20 protein-coding genes are annotated in these 15977 nt (G+C 56.8%); 7 read left to right on the forward strand and 13 right to left on the reverse strand.

All coding sequences use genetic code 11. From position 1 onward, the window contains the following. Nucleotides 1–57 precede the first annotated feature (57 nt). The 3 genes from M987_RS13685 to M987_RS13695 all read left to right on the forward strand — a co-directional run bounded on the left by M987_RS13685 (nt 58) and on the right by M987_RS13695 (nt 2888). Nucleotides 58–747, forward strand: coding sequence for a GntR family transcriptional regulator (locus tag M987_RS13685; protein WP_014069695.1), 690 nt, complete (start codon nt 58–60; stop codon nt 745–747). A gap of 245 nt (nt 748–992) precedes the next feature. After that, the gene (locus M987_RS13690) at nt 993–2312 is read left to right on the forward strand and encodes an NAD(P)/FAD-dependent oxidoreductase (RefSeq protein ID WP_014069696.1); all 1320 of its coding nucleotides are present in this window, start codon (nt 993–995) and stop codon (nt 2310–2312) included. A 72-nt stretch (nt 2313–2384) separates the two neighbouring features. Beyond that, nucleotides 2385–2888 (forward strand): DedA family protein, encoded by a 504-nt coding sequence (locus tag M987_RS13695; RefSeq protein WP_014069697.1) that lies wholly within the window; start codon nt 2385–2387, stop codon nt 2886–2888. A 1-nt stretch (nt 2889) separates the two neighbouring features. Here the strand turns inward: M987_RS13695 and M987_RS13700 are convergent, their stop codons facing one another. Beyond that, on the reverse strand, nt 2890–3639 hold the full coding sequence (locus M987_RS13700) for an SDR family oxidoreductase (RefSeq protein ID WP_014069698.1): 750 nt from the start codon (nt 3637–3639) through the stop codon (nt 2890–2892). Nucleotides 3640–3739: 100 nt separating this feature from the next. On the opposite strand from M987_RS13700, the gene M987_RS13705 reads away from it, so the two are divergent. Then, on the forward strand, nt 3740–4099 hold the full coding sequence (locus M987_RS13705; RefSeq protein ID WP_014069699.1) for a winged helix-turn-helix transcriptional regulator: 360 nt from the start codon (nt 3740–3742) through the stop codon (nt 4097–4099). Nucleotide 4100: 1 nt separating this feature from the next. On the opposite strand, the gene M987_RS13710 is transcribed toward M987_RS13705, so the two are convergent. Further along, complete coding sequence (locus M987_RS13710) at nt 4101–4895, reverse strand: SDR family NAD(P)-dependent oxidoreductase (protein ID WP_014069700.1); 795 nt, start codon at nt 4893–4895, stop codon at nt 4101–4103. A gap of 151 nt (nt 4896–5046) precedes the next feature. Next, nucleotides 5047–5487 (reverse strand): winged helix-turn-helix transcriptional regulator, encoded by a 441-nt coding sequence (locus tag M987_RS13715; RefSeq protein WP_014069701.1) that lies wholly within the window; start codon nt 5485–5487, stop codon nt 5047–5049. Between the two features lie 151 nt (nt 5488–5638). Here M987_RS13715 and agp point away from each other — a divergent pair, with 151 nt between their 5' ends. Continuing rightward, nucleotides 5639–6880, forward strand: a complete 1242-nt coding sequence (gene agp, locus M987_RS13720; protein WP_014069702.1) for a bifunctional glucose-1-phosphatase/inositol phosphatase — start codon at nt 5639–5641, stop codon at nt 6878–6880. Between the two features lie 33 nt (nt 6881–6913). Here the strand turns inward: agp and M987_RS13725 are convergent, their stop codons facing one another. Next, nucleotides 6914–7141, reverse strand: coding sequence for a YccJ family protein (locus M987_RS13725; protein ID WP_014069703.1), 228 nt, complete (start codon nt 7139–7141; stop codon nt 6914–6916). 18 nt (nt 7142–7159) lie between these two features. Then, entirely contained in the window at nt 7160–7756 is a 597-nt protein-coding gene (gene wrbA, locus M987_RS13730) for an NAD(P)H:quinone oxidoreductase (protein WP_014069704.1), read from the reverse strand. A gap of 390 nt (nt 7757–8146) precedes the next feature. On the opposite strand from wrbA, the gene M987_RS13735 reads away from it, so the two are divergent. Then, nucleotides 8147–8320, forward strand: coding sequence for a con-10 family general stress protein (locus M987_RS13735; RefSeq protein ID WP_014069705.1), 174 nt, complete (start codon nt 8147–8149; stop codon nt 8318–8320). Between the two features lie 117 nt (nt 8321–8437). After that, nucleotides 8438–9361 carry a DMT family transporter gene (locus M987_RS13740; RefSeq protein WP_014069706.1) on the forward strand — a complete coding sequence of 308 codons (924 nt, stop codon included), beginning with the start codon at nt 8438–8440 and terminating at the stop codon, nt 9359–9361. On the opposite strand, the gene rutG is transcribed toward M987_RS13740, so the two are convergent. The 8 genes from rutG to M987_RS23965 form a co-directional block, all read right to left on the reverse strand. Beyond that, complete coding sequence (rutG, locus tag M987_RS13745) at nt 9349–10677, reverse strand: pyrimidine utilization transport protein G (protein ID WP_014069707.1); 1329 nt, start codon at nt 10675–10677, stop codon at nt 9349–9351. The two genes, M987_RS13740 and rutG, sit on opposite strands and share 13 nt — an antisense overlap. A gap of 21 nt (nt 10678–10698) precedes the next feature. Beyond that, nucleotides 10699–11193 carry an NADH-dependent FMN reductase RutF gene (rutF, locus tag M987_RS13750; RefSeq protein WP_014069708.1) on the reverse strand — a complete coding sequence of 165 codons (495 nt, stop codon included), beginning with the start codon at nt 11191–11193 and terminating at the stop codon, nt 10699–10701. Between the two features lie 9 nt (nt 11194–11202). After that, nucleotides 11203–11793, reverse strand: coding sequence for a malonic semialdehyde reductase (locus tag M987_RS13755; RefSeq protein ID WP_014069709.1), 591 nt, complete (start codon nt 11791–11793; stop codon nt 11203–11205). A 9-nt stretch (nt 11794–11802) separates the two neighbouring features. Further along, nucleotides 11803–12603: a pyrimidine utilization protein D gene (gene rutD, locus M987_RS13760; protein WP_014069710.1), complete on the reverse strand. Its 801-nt coding sequence runs from the start codon at nt 12601–12603 to the stop codon at nt 11803–11805. A 7-nt stretch (nt 12604–12610) separates the two neighbouring features. Then, entirely contained in the window at nt 12611–12997 is a 387-nt protein-coding gene (gene rutC / locus M987_RS13765; RefSeq protein WP_014069711.1) for a pyrimidine utilization protein C, read from the reverse strand. 11 nt (nt 12998–13008) lie between these two features. Then, nucleotides 13009–13701, reverse strand: coding sequence for a pyrimidine utilization protein B (gene rutB / locus M987_RS13770; protein ID WP_014069712.1), 693 nt, complete (start codon nt 13699–13701; stop codon nt 13009–13011). After that, nucleotides 13701–14792: a pyrimidine utilization protein A gene (rutA, locus tag M987_RS13775; RefSeq protein WP_014069713.1), complete on the reverse strand. Its 1092-nt coding sequence runs from the start codon at nt 14790–14792 to the stop codon at nt 13701–13703. The genes rutB and rutA overlap by 1 nt, the downstream gene beginning before the upstream one ends. 286 nt (nt 14793–15078) lie before the next feature. Beyond that, entirely contained in the window at nt 15079–15543 is a 465-nt protein-coding gene (locus M987_RS23965; RefSeq protein ID WP_014069714.1) for a SymE family type I addiction module toxin, read from the reverse strand. Between the last annotated feature and the right edge of the window lie 434 nt (nt 15544–15977).

Genomic DNA, 15977 nt, shown 5'->3' on the forward strand with positions numbered 1-15977 from the left:
AGCGCATTTTTATAGGTAGGTTAAGCAGGATCAGAGGTCGATTTTCAGGAGGCGGTAATGAGAACGGGGAAGGCAGCGCTGTATGAGGATCTCAAGCGTCATATCTTAACCATGGAGCTGGATCCGGATGAGTTGCTGGATGAAGCCAGCCTGACTGCGCAGTACGGCCTGTCGCGCACACCGGTACGCGAAGTATTTCAGCGCCTGGCGGGGGAAGGGTATCTCGAAATCGTGGAAAAGCGCGGCGTACGCGTGATCCCGATGAGCCACGCCACACTGCGTAATTTCTTCCTGGTGGCACCGATGATCTACGCGGCTACGGGCCGTCTTGCGGTGCAGCATTACAAACCGGCGCAATTAAAAGCGCTGAAAGAAACGCAGAAACGCTTTCGAAAAGCGGTGCAGAGCCATGATGCTGAAGCGCTGGCGCTGGAAAACAACCGTTTTCACGAGATCATGGGCGAGATGGCGGCTAACCCCTATCTGCAACCCAGTCTTGGACGCTTGCTGATTGACCATTGCCGCATTGGCCACACTTTCTTCCGCCCGCAAAATGATGATATGGAGCGACGTTTACAGCTGGCGGCCGATCATCACGATGCATTTATCGCCGCCCTGGAAGCGCGCGACGAGCAGGCGGTGGTGGATCTGGTGTTTGAGCACTGGGAGTTGTCCCGGGAAAATATGGAGATCTTTATTGCGCCGCAGGGGCTTAAAGCGGATGAACGCGTCCAGTCACCTGAATAACCCTACCTGACGACACGCCTGCTGGCGTTCGCTGGCGGGTTTATCTTTGCATCGAAATACCCTTTTTCGCCGCGCGTTCGGGGGCTTTCGCACGTCTATATTAACCCTTAGTTAACTATTTTTATACTTGTTGTATACATGAGATATACATCACGTATTCATTTTTTTAGCCTGGCTAACATGATTTCAGCAACGCTTATTCACGTAAGCGAAAGAAAAAATGACAGCGTACCGGAGTAACCAACGTGCAAAAGATCACCTCGCTTCCTGCTGATGACGCCCTGCCAGGGTGGTATCACACCAGTCCATCGCGCACCCCACGTCCTGCCCACGTGGGGCAAAAACACGCCCGCTGGGCGATTGTCGGAGCCGGATTAACCGGGCTTGCCGCCGCCCGCCAGATGGCGCTGAACTTCCCCGACGATGAAATCGTACTGATTGAGGCGCAGGAGGTGGGGTATGGCCCGGCCGGGCGCAATGCGGGCTTTGCCATCGATGTGCCGCATGATATCGGCGCGAAGGACTATATCGGCGATGTCACCACCGCAAGGCTCGTCCTGAAGCTCAATACGCTGGGGCAGGATTACCTGCGCAGCATCGTCAAAGAGCACGGCATTGAATGCCAGATGACGGAGTCCGGGAAATATCAGGCGGCGGTGGGTGAGCAGGGTGTGGCGATCCTCGAGGCGTATCGCAGCGGGCTGGAAAAAATCGGCCGGGAAACGCAGATGATAAGCGGCCAGGATCTGCCTGATCATATTGGTACGTCCTACTACAAACAGGCGCTCTTTATCCCGGGGACGATCCTGCTCCAGCCCTCGGCGCTGGTGAAAGGGCTGGCGAACAGCCTGCCTTCAAACGTGACGCTCTATGAGTACACGCCGATCACCTCCATCAACTACGGCGAAAAAGTCACGCTGGTGCATGACAAAGGCAGCATCACAGCGGATAAGCTGATTCTGGCAAATAATGCCTTTGCCTCGCACTTTGGTTTCCTGCGCGGACGCCTGCTGCCCACCTTCCTGTACGGCAGCCTGACGCGGCCGCTGTCTGCTGATGAGCAGGCGCAACTGGGCGGTAAACCGGTCTGGGGGGTGATCCCCGCGCATCCGTTTGGCAGCACCGTGCGCCGTACCGTCGACAACCGTATCCTGGTGCGTAACAGTTTCAGCTTCCATCCCGATGGCCGCCCGCGCGAGCACCATCTGAATAACTTTATTGCTAACCACCGTAAATCTTTTGAACGCCGTTTCCCGACGCTGAACCAGGTTGATTTTGAATATTCCTGGAGCGGGGCGATTTGTCTGTCCGAGAATCACGAAGGTTTCTTCGGCCAGCTGGCACCTAATGTGTATGGCGCGCTGTGTTGCAACGGTCTGGGGATCACCCGTGGAACGGCAACCGGCAAACTGCTGGCAGATATGATTGCCGGTCAACGTAACGAGCTGATCGATTTCCTGGTGGCGTCTCCGGGGCCGAACAAAACCCCGCCTGAGCCCTTCCTCTCTATTGGCGTCAACTCGGTACTGAAATGGGGCCAGTACCGGGCGGGTCGGGAGGTCTGACCGGTTGATACCCCATTTAAGGTCGGTCGTTTCTAATAGCTGCTATGAAGAAGCAACGATCCGGGGTGGGGTATGGCATGGTTTGACAATCTGCTGGAACATTTTGCGCTCTATCCGGCGCATCTGTTTGCCCTGCTGTTTGTGATGGCGCTGAGCAAATCAACGGTGCTGGTCTCGTCGGTACTGCCGCCCGCATCGGTGATGCTGATTGCGGGCATCAGCGTCAGCCAGTCGGCGCTGCATCCGGGCCTGACCTGGCTTGCGGTGGTGATGGGCGCGACGTTGGGGTCAGTGGTGAATTACCACATTGGTCAGCTGATGGGGCAGTCGCGGCTGGTCACGCGTTTTACGACAAAACATGCGGATAAATTTTTACGCGTGCAGCACCAACTGCAAAAAAACGGCGTGGTTGTGCTGTTCACCGCCCGCTTCCTGGCGGTATTGCGCTACATCGTGCCACTGGCGGCGGGGACGCTGCGCTTGAGCGCCGTGAAGGTTTACGTCGTTAGTCTGCTTTCTGCTGCCGTGTGGGCGGCGCTGTATGTCGGTGCGGTGACCGGCATCAGCGCCTTCTGAATTACAGGCTTCCCGTTCCGCCATCCACCAGCAGTTCCGTGCCGACGGTATAGCTCGATTCATCCGATGCCAGATACAGCGCGGCTTTTGCCAGCTCAGTCGGCGTGCCCATGCGCCCCAGCGGCACCAGATTTGCGATATCACCCCGCAAGGCTTTTTGCGCCTCTTCACTTAACCCCAGTTTATGCAACGCCGGAGTTTCTACCGGGCCAGGGCTAAGGCCGTTAACACGAACCCCGCGTGGTAAAAGCTCTGCTGACAGGGTACGTGCCAGGGAAAGCAAACCGGCTTTGCTTGCTGCATACACGCTGCTGGTGGGCAGGCCGATACGGGCGCTGACCGAGCCGCACAAAATCACTGACGAGGGGTTATTCAGTAGCGGTAACAACGCCTGAATCAAAAAGAACGGGCCTTTAAGGTTGATGCGCATCAGCCGGTCCCAGGCCTCTTCCTGCCACTCTTCCAGCAGCCCGTGGGTGACATCTCCGGCGTTGATAAACACCGCGTCCAGCCGTGGCCAGCGGGACGCGAGGGTCTCCGCCAGCGCTTTTTGTGCTGTGACATCACCGGCATCGGCAGGAATAACCCATGCGCTATCCCCGAGAATGCGTTGGGCTTCTGCCAGGGTTTCCGGGTTGCGCCCGGTGACGGCAACCTGTGCCCCTTCGGCAATAAATTCCTGCGCGGTAGCCAGCCCAATGCCGCTGGTTCCGCCCGTAATCAAGGTGTATTTACCTGCTAAACGTCCCATGAATGCCTCCTGAATTCGCTCTGGAGAAAGCACTATAGAAACGTTAGTATCGAAAGGAAACCAGGTACCATTTGGATACTAAAGAGGCAAGAGGTGTGCTATGGCGGAAATACTCACTGAACCCTGCGAAAAAAAATCTGCGGTCCACGCCTGCCCGATGACGCGGTTTGTGAATCTGATTGCGGGCAAATGGGCGATCCCGATCCTGTACCGGCTGATTGTGCTTAACACCCCGGTGCGCTTTGGCGATCTGCTACGCGCCGCTGCGCCCATTACGCAAAAAGAGCTGACCAAACAGCTGCGTTTGTTCGAGCAGCGTGGGCTGGTGTCACGCACCGTCTACCCTGAAATCCCGCCGCGCGTGGAGTATCAGATAACCGAACTGGGGCTGACGCTTCAGAACGCGCTTTCCCCGCTGGCCGCCTGGATGAACGAGTATGGCGACCAGCTGGAGCGCTAAATCAGCGGCTTAAATAGCGCGGGGCTGGTTCACCGGTACGCGCACTGGCAAACAGCTCCAGACGCGCGGCCTCAAAGCGTTCCCATAAGCGGATATCGTGCATGGGTGGGATGGTGATCAGCTCGCCCTGATCCAGCCCGGCAAGTGCGGCATCCACCAGGTTGTCGGTGGTCATGACCGAGCCTTCAGGCAGGTCGGTAATAGATACACCGGACAGATCCCAAATTTCCGTCGCCGTGGCGGCAGGCAATACCGCCTGAATGCGCACGCCACTTTCGGCAAACTCTTCCTGCAACCCGCGAGTGAAATTGAACACCCAGGCTTTGGTGGCGCTGTAAAGCGCGCTACCGGCGCGGGCGTGAAGGGAAAGCACAGAGGCAATGTTGATCACCGTACCACTGTTGTTCTGCGCCAGACGCGGAAGAATAGCGTAGGTCAAGCGCATCAGCGCGGTGGTATTCAGGGTGTTGATAGCCTGATGCTGTTCAACCTCGCCGGATAAAAAGGGGGCCATCTGCGCCGTTCCGGCGTTGTTCACCAGCGTATCAATACGGGGGTCGTTTCTCAGCGTCTCTTCAACCGCACGAATGCCGTTTTCATCGCTCAGATCGGCGGTGAGGATCTGCACATTCACCCCATAGCGGCCGGAAAGGTCTGCCGCCAGCGCCTGAAGCCGGGCTTCACGACGGGCAACCAGCACCAGGTTGTAGCCGCGTGCCGCAAGACGATCGGCATAAACCGCACCGATCCCCGAAGAAGCTCCCGTGATTAAAGCGGTTGAATGTTGCGTAGTCATGGTGTGTTACCTCAAAGCAAAAGGATTAATTGGTTGCATGTTGAAACTGAATTCACTGTGAGATATTTGGTTTTATAATGCAACCATTTTGCGCGGTATTTTTTATTCCTGCGGCCTGAACGGGGGGCAATCCGATTTTAACGCACTGACATTACGGGAGTTTAAGCTCGATGTCCTGGGGGGCTAATTCGCGGCCATCGTTGGCAACCAACGCCAGTTTACGCAGCGGTTGTTGGTTTTTGACATCGACCAGCACGCTGCCCGGTTGGTTTGGGCTAAACAGGAATTCATTCCCCCATTGCGACAGCGCAACCAGCACCGTTTGCAGGGCGCGCCCTTTGTCGGTCAACACATATTCCTGCCAGGCGCTGCCGTCAGAGGCGGGCTGGAGCGTCAGAATGCCTTCCTCGACCAGCAGTTTGAGGCGTGCGGTCAGCATGTTTTTGGCGATACCGAGGCTTTTCTGAAACTCGCCGAAGCGTTTCACGCCGCGCAGCGCATCGCGAACAATCAGTAACGACCACCAGTCGCCGATGATGTCCAGCGAACGGGCGACAGGGCAGGTGCTCTCTTCAAGGCGGGTACGTTTCACAGCGGGTCCTCCGGGTAGTATGGTTTTATTATAAAACTAATCTGCGGTACGGGTAAGGGCGTTATTCATCAGTTTGAGAAATGCTTCCCGGAAAAATGTCATAAATCTGTCACACTTAACGCGATGTTTAAAACCGAGTGAGGAATTAGGGATGAGAAAAGCACTACTCGCTGTTGCAGTGGCAGGTTCCATATCCATGACGTTCGGCGCTCAGGCGCAGGACGCACCAGAAGGATACCAGTTAGAGCAAGTTTTAATCATGAGCCGCCATAATCTGCGCGCGCCGCTGGCCAATAACGGCAGCGTGCTGGAACAATCCACGCCGAATAAGTGGCCGGAATGGGATGTGCCCGGCGGGCAGCTCACCACCAAAGGTGGCGTTCTCGAAGTGTATATGGGGCACTATATGCGCGAATGGCTGGCCGGGCAGGGGCTGGTGACCACCGGGGAATGCCCGCCTGCGAATACCGTTTATGCCTACGCCAATAGCCTGCAACGCACCGTGGCGACCGCGCAGTTCTTTATCACCGGCGCTTTCCCGGGGTGTGACGTGCCGGTGCATCACCAGCCGGAAATGGGGACGATGGACCCCACCTTTAACCCTGTCATCACCAACAACTCACCGGAATTCCGCGATAAAGCGCTGAGCGCAATGGCGTCAGAGCGGCAGAAAATGCAGCTTGATGAAAGCTACAAGCTGCTGGAACAGATGACGAATTACGCCGACTCGCCATCCTGCAAAGAGAAAAAGGTTTGTTCGCTGACGGACGCCAAAGACACTTTCAGTGCTGATTACGAAAAAGAGCCGGGCGTATCCGGGCCGCTGAAGGTGGGGAACTCCCTGGTGGATGCGTTCACCTTGCAGTACTACGAAGGCTTCCCGGCCGATCAGGTGGCGTGGGGCGAAATCAAAACCGATCAGCAGTGGCGCGTGTTGTCGAAGCTGAAAAATGGCTATCAGGATTCGTTATTCACCTCGGGTGAAGTGGCGCGCAATGTGGCGAAACCGCTGGTGAAATACATCGACAACGCCCTGGTGACTGAGCAGGGAAAAGCCGCAAAAATCACGCTGCTGGTGGGACACGATTCCAACATCGCCTCGCTGCTGACGGCGCTCGATTTCAAACCTTATCAGCTGCATGACCAGTACGAACGCACCCCGATTGGCGGCAAAATTGTCTTCCAGCGCTGGCATGACAAGAACGCCAACCGGGAGCTGATGAAAATCGAATATGTTTATCAAAGCACTACGCAGCTGCGTAACGCTGAGGTTCTGTCGCTGAAATCACCCGCGCAGCGTGTCACGCTGGAGCTTTCAGGGTGTCCGGTGGATGATAACGGGTTCTGCCCGGTAGAGAAGTTTAATACGGTGTTGAACAACGCGGCGAAATAAGAATAACCCCCCCGCGCAGGCGGGGGGAAACGTTCAGACGTTTTTACGTTCGATGGTTTGCTCACCCCAGAAGAGTGAGTCTTTGTCCGTTTTTTCGAAGGCACGCATCAGTACCTCATCACTGCCTTCTTCCCAAATCTGCTCGGCCAGCTTTTCGTCATATTTCGCAACTTCAAAAATGGCTTCGGCGATTTCTGGAGAGGTATTACGTAAACTTGCCCATTCGCCCACGCGGTGAGCTTTGGATTCTTGAGTTGGCATGATTGTCCTCCTGTTGGGTTAGCCGTTCAGTTTTTTGGCAAGACCCGCGACATGTTCACCCTGGTAACGGGCGATAGTCAGCTCTTCATTCGTTGGCTGGCGTGAACCATCGCCACCGGCAATGGTGGTTGCGCCATAAGGTGTACCGCCACGAACCTGAGACACATCAAACAACTCCTGAGCGCCATAGCCGATTGGCACAATCACCATGCCGTGATGCGCAAGAGTGGTCCAGGTTGAGGTAATGGTCTGTTCCTGGCCGCCGCCGGTTCCTGTAGAGCTGAATACGCTGGCGAGCTTGCCGTATAAGGCGCCAGATGCCCAAAGTCCCCCGGTCTGGTCGAGGAAGGTTCGCATCTGCCCTGACATATTGCCGAAGCGGGTTGGAGTGCCGAAGATGATGGCATCGTAGTCAGCCAGTTCTTGTGGGGTGGCCTGCGGGGCATTTTGTGTTTTTCCCCCGGCTTTGGCGAAGGCCTCGGCATTCATGGTTTCCGGTACGCGTTTCACCACAACCTCAACGCCATCCACTCTGTTTGCACCTTCTGCAACTGCGTGAGCCATGGTTTCAATGTGTCCATACATGGAATAATAGAGCACCAGAACTTTTGCCATTTTGCATCACTCCTCGTTTGTTTTTTCTGACAGCGGATCGCTGCGTTCATTTAAAGATAAGTCGTGCTGGCCAGACTGCAACTCTGAGCACCATTTCTTTGATTTATAACAAGTTATTTAACGTCTTTCGTTGTAGCAATATGAAACATATTTACGAAAACGAAATTCTGGAATGATAAGAAAGGCTTATTGATAACAGCGACGCCTGCGTAGGGGAATGTGGGTTTTCATGTTGCAGAATATTACCGTTTACACCCCCGCAGCGGGCATTCCACTAAGCTTAGTGTCACGCGACGTAAACAGTGGCCCGGCCATTCGTCGTCAGGTGAAAGAATCCTCTTTTACTGAATGCAGTATGATGTTTAATGTTTCACACCCTGGAGGTTAGAGATGGCAAACCATCGTGGTGGTTCAGGTAATTTCGCTGAAGACCGTGAAAGAGCATCAGAAGCAGGTCGTAAAGGTGGCCAACACAGTGGGGGTAACTTCAAAAATGACCCTCAGCGTGCATCTGAAGCAGGTAAAAAAGGGGGTAAAAACAGCCACGGCAGCAGTAACAAGTAATACGCCGGGTTGATCCTCTGCCGCCGGGGGCTCCCGGCGGTTTTTTTATTTCTGCAACATTGAACTGTAACCAAAGGCAACGCACACTAGAGGATTGACCTTTATTGCTGGTGCACCATGTCGTCTTCTCGTTTCAAATTCTCCGTAAAACCGCAGGAAGCTATCCTCATTCTGATCACCATGTTCTGGGGCGGGACGTTTCTGTCCGTCCAGTATGCGGTCACCCTGAGCGATCCTTTCTTCTTTGTCGGCCTGCGTTTTGCTACGGCGGCAATTGCTGTGGCGCTGATTTCACTGAAAACCTTACGGGGGTTGACGCTTAAAGAGCTGAAGGCCGGTGTGGCGATAGGTATTGCCATTGCAATGGGCTACAGCCTGCAAACCTGGGGCTTGCAGACCATCTCCAGCAGTAAATCGGCGTTTATTACCGCGATGTACGTGCCGCTGGTGCCGCTGCTGCAATGGCTGTGTCTGGGCAGAATGCCGGGGCTGATGTCCTGTATTGGTATCGTGCTGGCGTTTATCGGCCTGATCCTGCTGGCCGGGCCGGGCGATAACCTGCTGGCGTTGGGGCCGGGTGAGATGATTACCCTGGTGGGCGCGGTGGCAATTGCCGCCGAAATTATTCTGATCAGCGCCTGGGCCGGGAAAGTGGACGTGAAGCGGGTGACCGTTGTGCAACTGGCGACCGCCTCGCTGGTGGCGTTTGCCGCCATGGTCCCGGCGGGGGAATCTGTGCCGCCGATGTCTACCGGGCTTGTGGTGGTTGCTCTGGGGCTGGGGATCTTCAGCGCCATTATTCAGGTGACGATGAACTGGGCGCAGCGCAGCGTTTCCCCGACGCGGGCGACGGTTATCTATACCGGTGAGCCGGTCTGGGCGGGCGTGTTCGGGCGCATTGCCGGGGAGCGTTTACCGCTGTTGGCGCTGGTGGGCGCGGCCTTTATTGTTGCCGGGGTACTGGTGAGTGAACTCAAGCTTAGCAGGAAGAAAAAAGCGCTGCCCGAAACAGACAGCGCTGTGGTGAATCACGAATCCTGACGGGCCACTTCGCCCTGCGGAACTGCCGCCATCCCGCGGCTTAGCAGGGCGTTTAACAAAATAGCGCCAAACGTTGCCGTACCAATCCCACCAATGGTAAACCCACCCAGCGTCAGGGCGAAATCACCCGCGCCCAGCACCAGCGTGACTGCCACCATAATCAGGTTGCTGTTCTGGCTAAGGTCAACCCGGTGCTGAACCCAGATACGCGCCCCTGCGACGGCGATCAACCCAAACACCACAATGGATGCTCCGCCAATGACCGGTGCCGGAATGGTGTGGATCAGCGCGCCAAATTTCGGTGAAAAGCCTAACAGCATGGCAATCACGGCCGCCGCGACAAAAACCAGCGTGGAGTACACTTTGGTTACCGCCATCACGCCGATATTTTCGGCGTAGGTGGTCACTCCGCTGCCGCCAACAGAGCCAGAGAGCATGGTCGCCAGCCCGTCACCGACAAACGCGCGCCCCATGTACGGATCCATATTACGCCCGGTCATCCCGGCAACCGCTTTCAGGTGGCCTAAGTTTTCAGCCACCAGGATCACCGCCACGGGGGCGATCAGCATCATCGCCTGTCCGCTGAACACCGGAGAAGTCACCTGCGGCAGGCCGAACCAGGCGGCGTTGTGGATCAGGGTAAAATCGACCGGTTTGCCAAAGCCGAACACGTTCGCCAGCAGGGCATAAACCAGACACGCCACAATCAGCCCGACCAGGATCAGCAGACGCTGGATCATACCGCGCGTGAACACCGCCACCAGGCCGATGCACAGCACGGTGATCACCGCCATCCAGCTTTCAAACGGTGAGCCAGAGACGCTTTTGACCGCAATCGGGGCGAGGTTCAGGCCGATAGCCATCACCACCGCGCCCGTGACCACCGGCGGCATCATCCGCTCAATCCAGCGTGTTCCGGTTTTCATCACCACCAGGCCAATCAGGGTATAGACCAGCCCACAAGTAATTATGCCGCCGAGAGCCACGCTCAGGTTCGGGTTGATCCCCTGGCCGTTAAACCCGGTGGTGGCAATCACCACACCCACAAAGGCGGCGCTGGATCCAAGGTAGCTCGGCACGCGCCCGCCGGTGACAAAAAAGAACAACAGAGTACCGATACCCGACATCAGAATGGACAGGTTGGGATCAAGCCCCATCAGCATGGGCATCAGCACCGTGGCACCAAACATGGCTACCGCGTGCTGAACCCCCATGACCAGGGTCTGCGCTACAGGGAGTCTCTCATCCGGCGCGACCACGCCGCGTTCTGAAGAGGTCGATTTCAACTGCCAGTGGGGAAATCCGAACATTGCCATGAGCTGTCTCCTTAAGGAGGGTTAACAGGCGGGTCGCAAGAGCGCGTGATAGCCGCGGTCGAACCACACCAGCCCCTGCGGCGCGGGGTGGCGAACTATCGAAACAATGTCGCAAAACAGGATGTCGTGCGTGCCCACGCTGACCACCTGGCTGATGCGACAGTCAAACGAGGCCAGCGCATCCTCAAGACGCGGGCAGCCTGTTTCGCCGGTTTCCCAGCGGGCGGCGGCGAAGCGATCTTCCATTGGCGTTTTGCCGCCGAACAGGTTAGAGAGCAGCTCTTGCCCGGCGCTGAGCGTGTTGACGCACAGGGTGCGGTTCTCGCTAAACGTCGGCCAGACGGACGCCCCACGATTCAGGCACACCAGCAGGGTGGGCGGTGAGTCGGTGACGCTGCACACGGCACTGGCGGTGAACCCGGCCATGCCGGCAGGGCCGTCGGTGGTGATGATATTGACCGCCGCACCCACGCAGGCCATCGCATCACGAAAGGTTTGTTTATCCGGTGTGTTCATCCTCACTCCTTATGCCAGACCACAGGCATCTTCGAAGGCCAGACGCGGCAAGCGCCCGTACAGTTTGCTGCTGTCGCCATAGCCGATGTTGATCAGCAGATTGCTTTTCAGTGCGGTGCCGGTGAAAAAGGCATCGTCCACTTTTTGCCGGTCGAAGCCGGACATAGGCCCGGTATCCAGCCCCAGGGCGCGACAGGCGAAAATCAGCCAGGCGGCCTGCAACGTGCTATTGCGAAAGGCCGTCTCTTCGGCGAGCGCCGGGCTTGAGGTAAACCAGCTCCGGGCATCACCGTGCGGGAACAGGGTGGGCAGGCGCTCGTAAAATTCACCGTCCCAGGCCACGATGGCCGTGACCGGTGCGGTAAGGGTTTTCTCCAGATTGCCGCTGGAGAGGGCCGGGCGAAGCTTCTCTTTTCCTTCGGCGCTTCTGACGAACACAATCCGCGCAGGCGAACAGTTGGCGGACGTGGGGCCCCATTTCATCAGGTCGTACACTTCGCGCAGCAGCGCATCGCTGACCGGCAGATCCTGCCAGCCGTTGTGGGTGCGTGCTTCGGTGAATAACGTCTCCAGCGCAGTGGGGGTAATGGCTTCGCTCATTGTGGCTCCTTACAAAGCGGGTTCAGGGCTGTGCAACAGGCTGGCAAGCCCGTTCAGCAACAGGGTGTTAAAAGTGTCGGGTTCGGTCACGTTGCAGGCGTGCCCGCCCTGGCGCATCACCACCTTCTGGCTACCGGGCAGTGCCGCCTGTAATTCGGATGAACAGACCGAGGGAACCAGCAGATCGTCCGCAGAGCAGATGATGTGCACCGGGCAGCGAATGTGCGCCGCGTGGCGGCTAAAGTTGGCCTGTTTCAGCGCGGCTAAGCGGCGCAGCAGGTTGTGTTTGCCCTGAAAATGGGCCAGCGCCAGAGACTCTTCGGCTTCCATGCGCGGTGCGCGGGCGGCCATCCAGTCTGCCGGATAGAGAAACAGCGGCTGGGCTTCCACCCATGCCTGCGCGCCCCCGGCGTGGAGCAGACGCTCGCGGATCTGAAAGCAGCGACGGGTATGGGCATTCAGCGTTAGCCATCCGTTAACGCACACCAGGGCGGTGACGGCTTCGGGATAATCCAGCGCCAGTTGCAGGCCAATCAGCGCCCCCAGCGCGTGGCCCACCACGCAGTAACGTGAGAGACCTTCGTGTGCCAGTGCCTGCGCAAGCTCCTGCGCCATCTCGGCCATGCTGTAACCTTCCGGCAGGGTGTCCGGGTTGTTGCCCGTGCCCCGCTGGTCGTAGCACACTACCTGGTACTCCTGTTCCAGCCGCGCAAGCTGCGGCAGCCAGTAGCTGCCCCCGCCGCCCAGCCCGGCTATCAGTACCACGGCGGGCGCGCCGTCATGCGGGGGCGGTGATACAGAGAGTTTCATGGCCGCCTCACTTCGCAATGTGCGCGACAGTGGCGATTTCAACCAGCGCGTCGGGCTTCACCAGCCCGCACTGGATGCAAAACCGCGCCGGTTTATCGCCCGGGAAGAACTCGGCGTAGATTTCGTTAATCGCGGCGTAGTTTTTCCAGTCGGTGATAAAGATGCTGTTGAAGGTCACGTCCTCCATCGTGCCACCTGCGGTTTCGATCACGCCTTTGATCGTTTCCAGCACGTGACGCGTTTGCGCCTTTGGGTCGTTGATAAACACCACGTTGTTGTCTTTATCAAACGGCAGCGTGCCGGAAACATACACCACGCCATCGGCAAGCGTGCCGGGCACAAACGGGGCGATAGGGGTGCTGGTGCCCGGTGGAATAATCACGGATTTTGGCATTGTGGTGCTCCTCAGGCGATACGGGCTAATGACGACGGGGTAAGGGCATCGCAGAAATCGGCGACGTTACTCACCCAGCCAAAAAAGGTTTCGATATTGAACAGGGCCGCTTTCTGGGCGAACTCCGGCCCGGCCTGGTGGGTGGCGTCTTCCAGCACCACGCCGAAATACTCGAGGAAAAAGCCATCGCGCAACGTGGATTCCACGCAGACGTTAGTGGCAATCCCGGTAAAGACCAGATGGCGGATGCCCCGGCTGCGCAGCAGGCTGTCGAGCGGGGTGTTGAAAAAGCCGCTGTAGCGCGGTTTGGGCAGCACGATATCGCCCGCCTCAGGAACCAGTTCATCGACCAGCTGGTAATCCCAGCCGCCTTTTGCCAGCAGCTTGCCCTGTAGTTCAGGCTGTTTGCGCATGGTTTTCAGGGCGTTGGACTTGTGGAAATTGGGCGAGCCGGGGCCACCGGCTTCCACGTACTGATCGTCCCAGCCGTTCTGGAACCAGATAATCAACATGCCCGCCGCGCGTGCGGCAGCCACGGCGGTTTTGATGTTCTCAATTACCGGTTTGGTGGCGGAGACATCAAACCCGGCCAGATCCAGATAACCGCCCTGGCTGGCGTAGGCGTTTTGCATATCCACCACAATCAGCGCGCTGCGCTGGGCGTCAAAGGTGATGGCTTCCGGGCGAGCGTCAAGCGTGGTCATTACGCAACCTCCTTCGTGATGGCGGGGATGTGGGCACGGCACTGCATCAGCGGCTGAATACGTTCGCCGAAAGTTTCAACGCCCATCAGGAAATCGTCAAAGGTAAGCAGGACGCCTTCAGCACCTGGCACGGCGGCCACTTCATCCAGCATTCTGGCGACATTTGCATACGAGCCAACCAGCGTGCCCATGTTGATGTTCACGGCGGAGGTCGGGTCAGCCATCTGGCGGACGTTGGTATCGGAGCCGGAGCGGGTATCTTTCTGGCTCTGTTCGGTGAGCCAGCTCAGCGCCTCGTCGTCGGCCCCGGCTTTATACAGTTCCCATTTGGCGCGCGCGGCGTCGTCGGTTTCATCGGCTATCACCATAAACAGCACGTAGGAACCGACATCGCGCCCGGTTTTGTCGGCGGCTTCTTTCATGCGCGCGGCCGTGGGGGCAAAGGCCGCCGGGGTGTTAACCCCTTTGCCAAAGCAGAAGTTGAAATCGGCGTATTTCGCGGAGAACTCCATGCCCGCATCGCTCTGCCCGGCGCAGATCACTTTCATCGGCACGGACGGCTGCGGGCTGACGCGACAGTCGTTCATGGTGAAGTAGTCGCCTTTAAAATCGCTTTTACCGGTGCCCCACAGGTCGCGCAGCACCTGCACGTACTCGGTGAGATACTCGTAACGGCGCGAGAAATATTCGTCGCCCGGCCAGATCCCCATCTGGTCGTATTCCGGTTTTTGCCAGCCGGTCACCAGGTTGACACCAAAGCGGCCGCCGGAGATGGAATCGATGGTGGAGGCCATGCGCGCCACAATCGCCGGGGGCAGGGTGAGGGTGGCGGCGGTGGCGTAAATCTGGATGCGGGACGTGACTGCCGCCAGCCCTGCCATCAGAGTGAAGGACTCCAGGTTGTGATCCCAGAATTCCGTCTTACCGCCAAAACCACGCAGCTTGATCATCGAGAGCGCAAAATCGAAATGGTAGTGCTCCGCTTTTTGCACGATGGCCTTATTCAGCTCGAAGGTCGGTTTGTACTGCGGGGCAGTGGTCGAGATCAGCCAGCCGTTGTTACCGATAGGTACGAATACGCCAATTTTCATCACGAACCTCTCTTCATCTCAGTGTGGGGTGAAAGTCAGACGTGGCGCTGCATCCTGCATATCCTGTTCAGCCTCGTGAAAAGGGTTTTGCAAAGGGGATGCCAGTTTTTAAAATGGCTTTGTTATTAAGGTGTTAACGCAAGGTTGGCAAAATGAGTGCAAATAAAGTGGACTAAATGGTCAAAAGAATTGCACACAAAGCAGGCAACAGTGCGCGATGGCGGTGCAGGGGCGAGGAGGGGAATGGAGCACGATCCCGGTGCGGGCCGGGATCGCAGGTTAGCGTTTATTGCGGCTTAACAGCCCCGTTCATGCGTTTCGGCTCCGGCAGATCGCCCGTATCATTCAGCGCCCCCGGGAACGTCGACAGCCACGCTTTCACCTTCTGTTTATTGGTATGCACTGCACTCAACCCTTCTAAACAGCCCCACAGCTCGCGGCTATTCTGCGGGGTGATCACGATGCAATCCGGCATCACGCGGATTTTTACCGCGCGGCCATACGCAAACCCGGCGCGGGACAACCAATCACCAGACAGCGGCAGATAGTTATGCTCCATGCGCGTATACAGCTCACCGCATGATGTACCCGCCTCATCCCGCGCATGAACACGCCCGGAATGGGTCTGCTCCCCGTGCAAGTCCCGCGGGTTCTTTTTGCGTACCTGCTCGCGAATTTCTTCACCATTTTCAAAAACTGCATTTTCCGTTTGGGCAACAGCCCGCTCTGGCATAAAATTCTTCGCAGCCATATTCAACTCCGTATTAGTTGTTTGTGGTTAGCGGTATAAAGGTGTTCCACCATCTTTATATCGCGATCTTGGTTATCTACTTTTCTCTATAAAACTCACTGTTTGTGAGTGGCGGTTTCAGTACGTCGATTATACTCCTATGGATAAAAACACAGGGGTAAAAAAGTCGGGGAAATGGTGAAAATGCGAGGCGGCTCGAGGAAAGTTGGGACTGTTAATGAGGATTTTTATTGTTAGGAGGGGAGAGATGGCTGAATTATGGCGTAAGTTGTTGACTTAAAGCATCTTTTTTGTATTGTAAACTCAAAAGCGAAACGATGAAATTGACTGAATGGAAGAAAAGCACATAGCCTCATCCAATTCACTGCGGTTAATTACCGCAAATTTGTTATTGTTCGTGCTCAGATTATCAACAAATACCGCTGCCGTTGCGC

It is taken from the genome of Enterobacter soli ATCC BAA-2102 (assembly GCF_001654845.1).
In the GTDB taxonomy this organism is placed as follows: Bacteria; Pseudomonadota; Gammaproteobacteria; order Enterobacterales; family Enterobacteriaceae; genus Enterobacter; species Enterobacter soli.

What these genes read in the sequence shown, in the direction of transcription:
- M987_RS13685 (WP_014069695.1), top strand. Translation starts at nt 58, where the DNA reads ATGAGAACGGGGAAGGCAGCGCTGTATGAGGATCTCAAGCGTCATATC.
- M987_RS13695 (WP_014069697.1), top strand. Translation starts at nt 2,385, where the DNA reads ATGGCATGGTTTGACAATCTGCTGGAACATTTTGCGCTCTATCCGGCG.
- M987_RS13700 (WP_014069698.1), bottom strand. Translation starts at nt 3,639, where the DNA reads ATGGGACGTTTAGCAGGTAAATACACCTTGATTACGGGCGGAACCAGC.
- M987_RS13705 (WP_014069699.1), top strand. Translation starts at nt 3,740, where the DNA reads ATGGCGGAAATACTCACTGAACCCTGCGAAAAAAAATCTGCGGTCCAC.
- M987_RS13710 (WP_014069700.1), bottom strand. Translation starts at nt 4,895, where the DNA reads ATGACTACGCAACATTCAACCGCTTTAATCACGGGAGCTTCTTCGGGG.
- agp (WP_014069702.1), top strand. Translation starts at nt 5,639, where the DNA reads ATGAGAAAAGCACTACTCGCTGTTGCAGTGGCAGGTTCCATATCCATG.
- M987_RS13725 (WP_014069703.1), bottom strand. Translation starts at nt 7,141, where the DNA reads ATGCCAACTCAAGAATCCAAAGCTCACCGCGTGGGCGAATGGGCAAGT.
- wrbA (WP_014069704.1), bottom strand. Translation starts at nt 7,756, where the DNA reads ATGGCAAAAGTTCTGGTGCTCTATTATTCCATGTATGGACACATTGAA.
- M987_RS13735 (WP_014069705.1), top strand. Translation starts at nt 8,147, where the DNA reads ATGGCAAACCATCGTGGTGGTTCAGGTAATTTCGCTGAAGACCGTGAA.
- M987_RS13740 (WP_014069706.1), top strand. Translation starts at nt 8,438, where the DNA reads ATGTCGTCTTCTCGTTTCAAATTCTCCGTAAAACCGCAGGAAGCTATC.
- rutG (WP_014069707.1), bottom strand. Translation starts at nt 10,677, where the DNA reads ATGGCAATGTTCGGATTTCCCCACTGGCAGTTGAAATCGACCTCTTCA.
- rutF (WP_014069708.1), bottom strand. Translation starts at nt 11,193, where the DNA reads ATGAACACACCGGATAAACAAACCTTTCGTGATGCGATGGCCTGCGTG.
- M987_RS13755 (WP_014069709.1), bottom strand. Translation starts at nt 11,793, where the DNA reads ATGAGCGAAGCCATTACCCCCACTGCGCTGGAGACGTTATTCACCGAA.
- rutD (WP_014069710.1), bottom strand. Translation starts at nt 12,603, where the DNA reads ATGAAACTCTCTGTATCACCGCCCCCGCATGACGGCGCGCCCGCCGTG.
- rutC (WP_014069711.1), bottom strand. Translation starts at nt 12,997, where the DNA reads ATGCCAAAATCCGTGATTATTCCACCGGGCACCAGCACCCCTATCGCC.
- rutB (WP_014069712.1), bottom strand. Translation starts at nt 13,701, where the DNA reads ATGACCACGCTTGACGCTCGCCCGGAAGCCATCACCTTTGACGCCCAG.
- rutA (WP_014069713.1), bottom strand. Translation starts at nt 14,792, where the DNA reads ATGAAAATTGGCGTATTCGTACCTATCGGTAACAACGGCTGGCTGATC.
- M987_RS23965 (WP_014069714.1), bottom strand. Translation starts at nt 15,543, where the DNA reads ATGGCTGCGAAGAATTTTATGCCAGAGCGGGCTGTTGCCCAAACGGAA.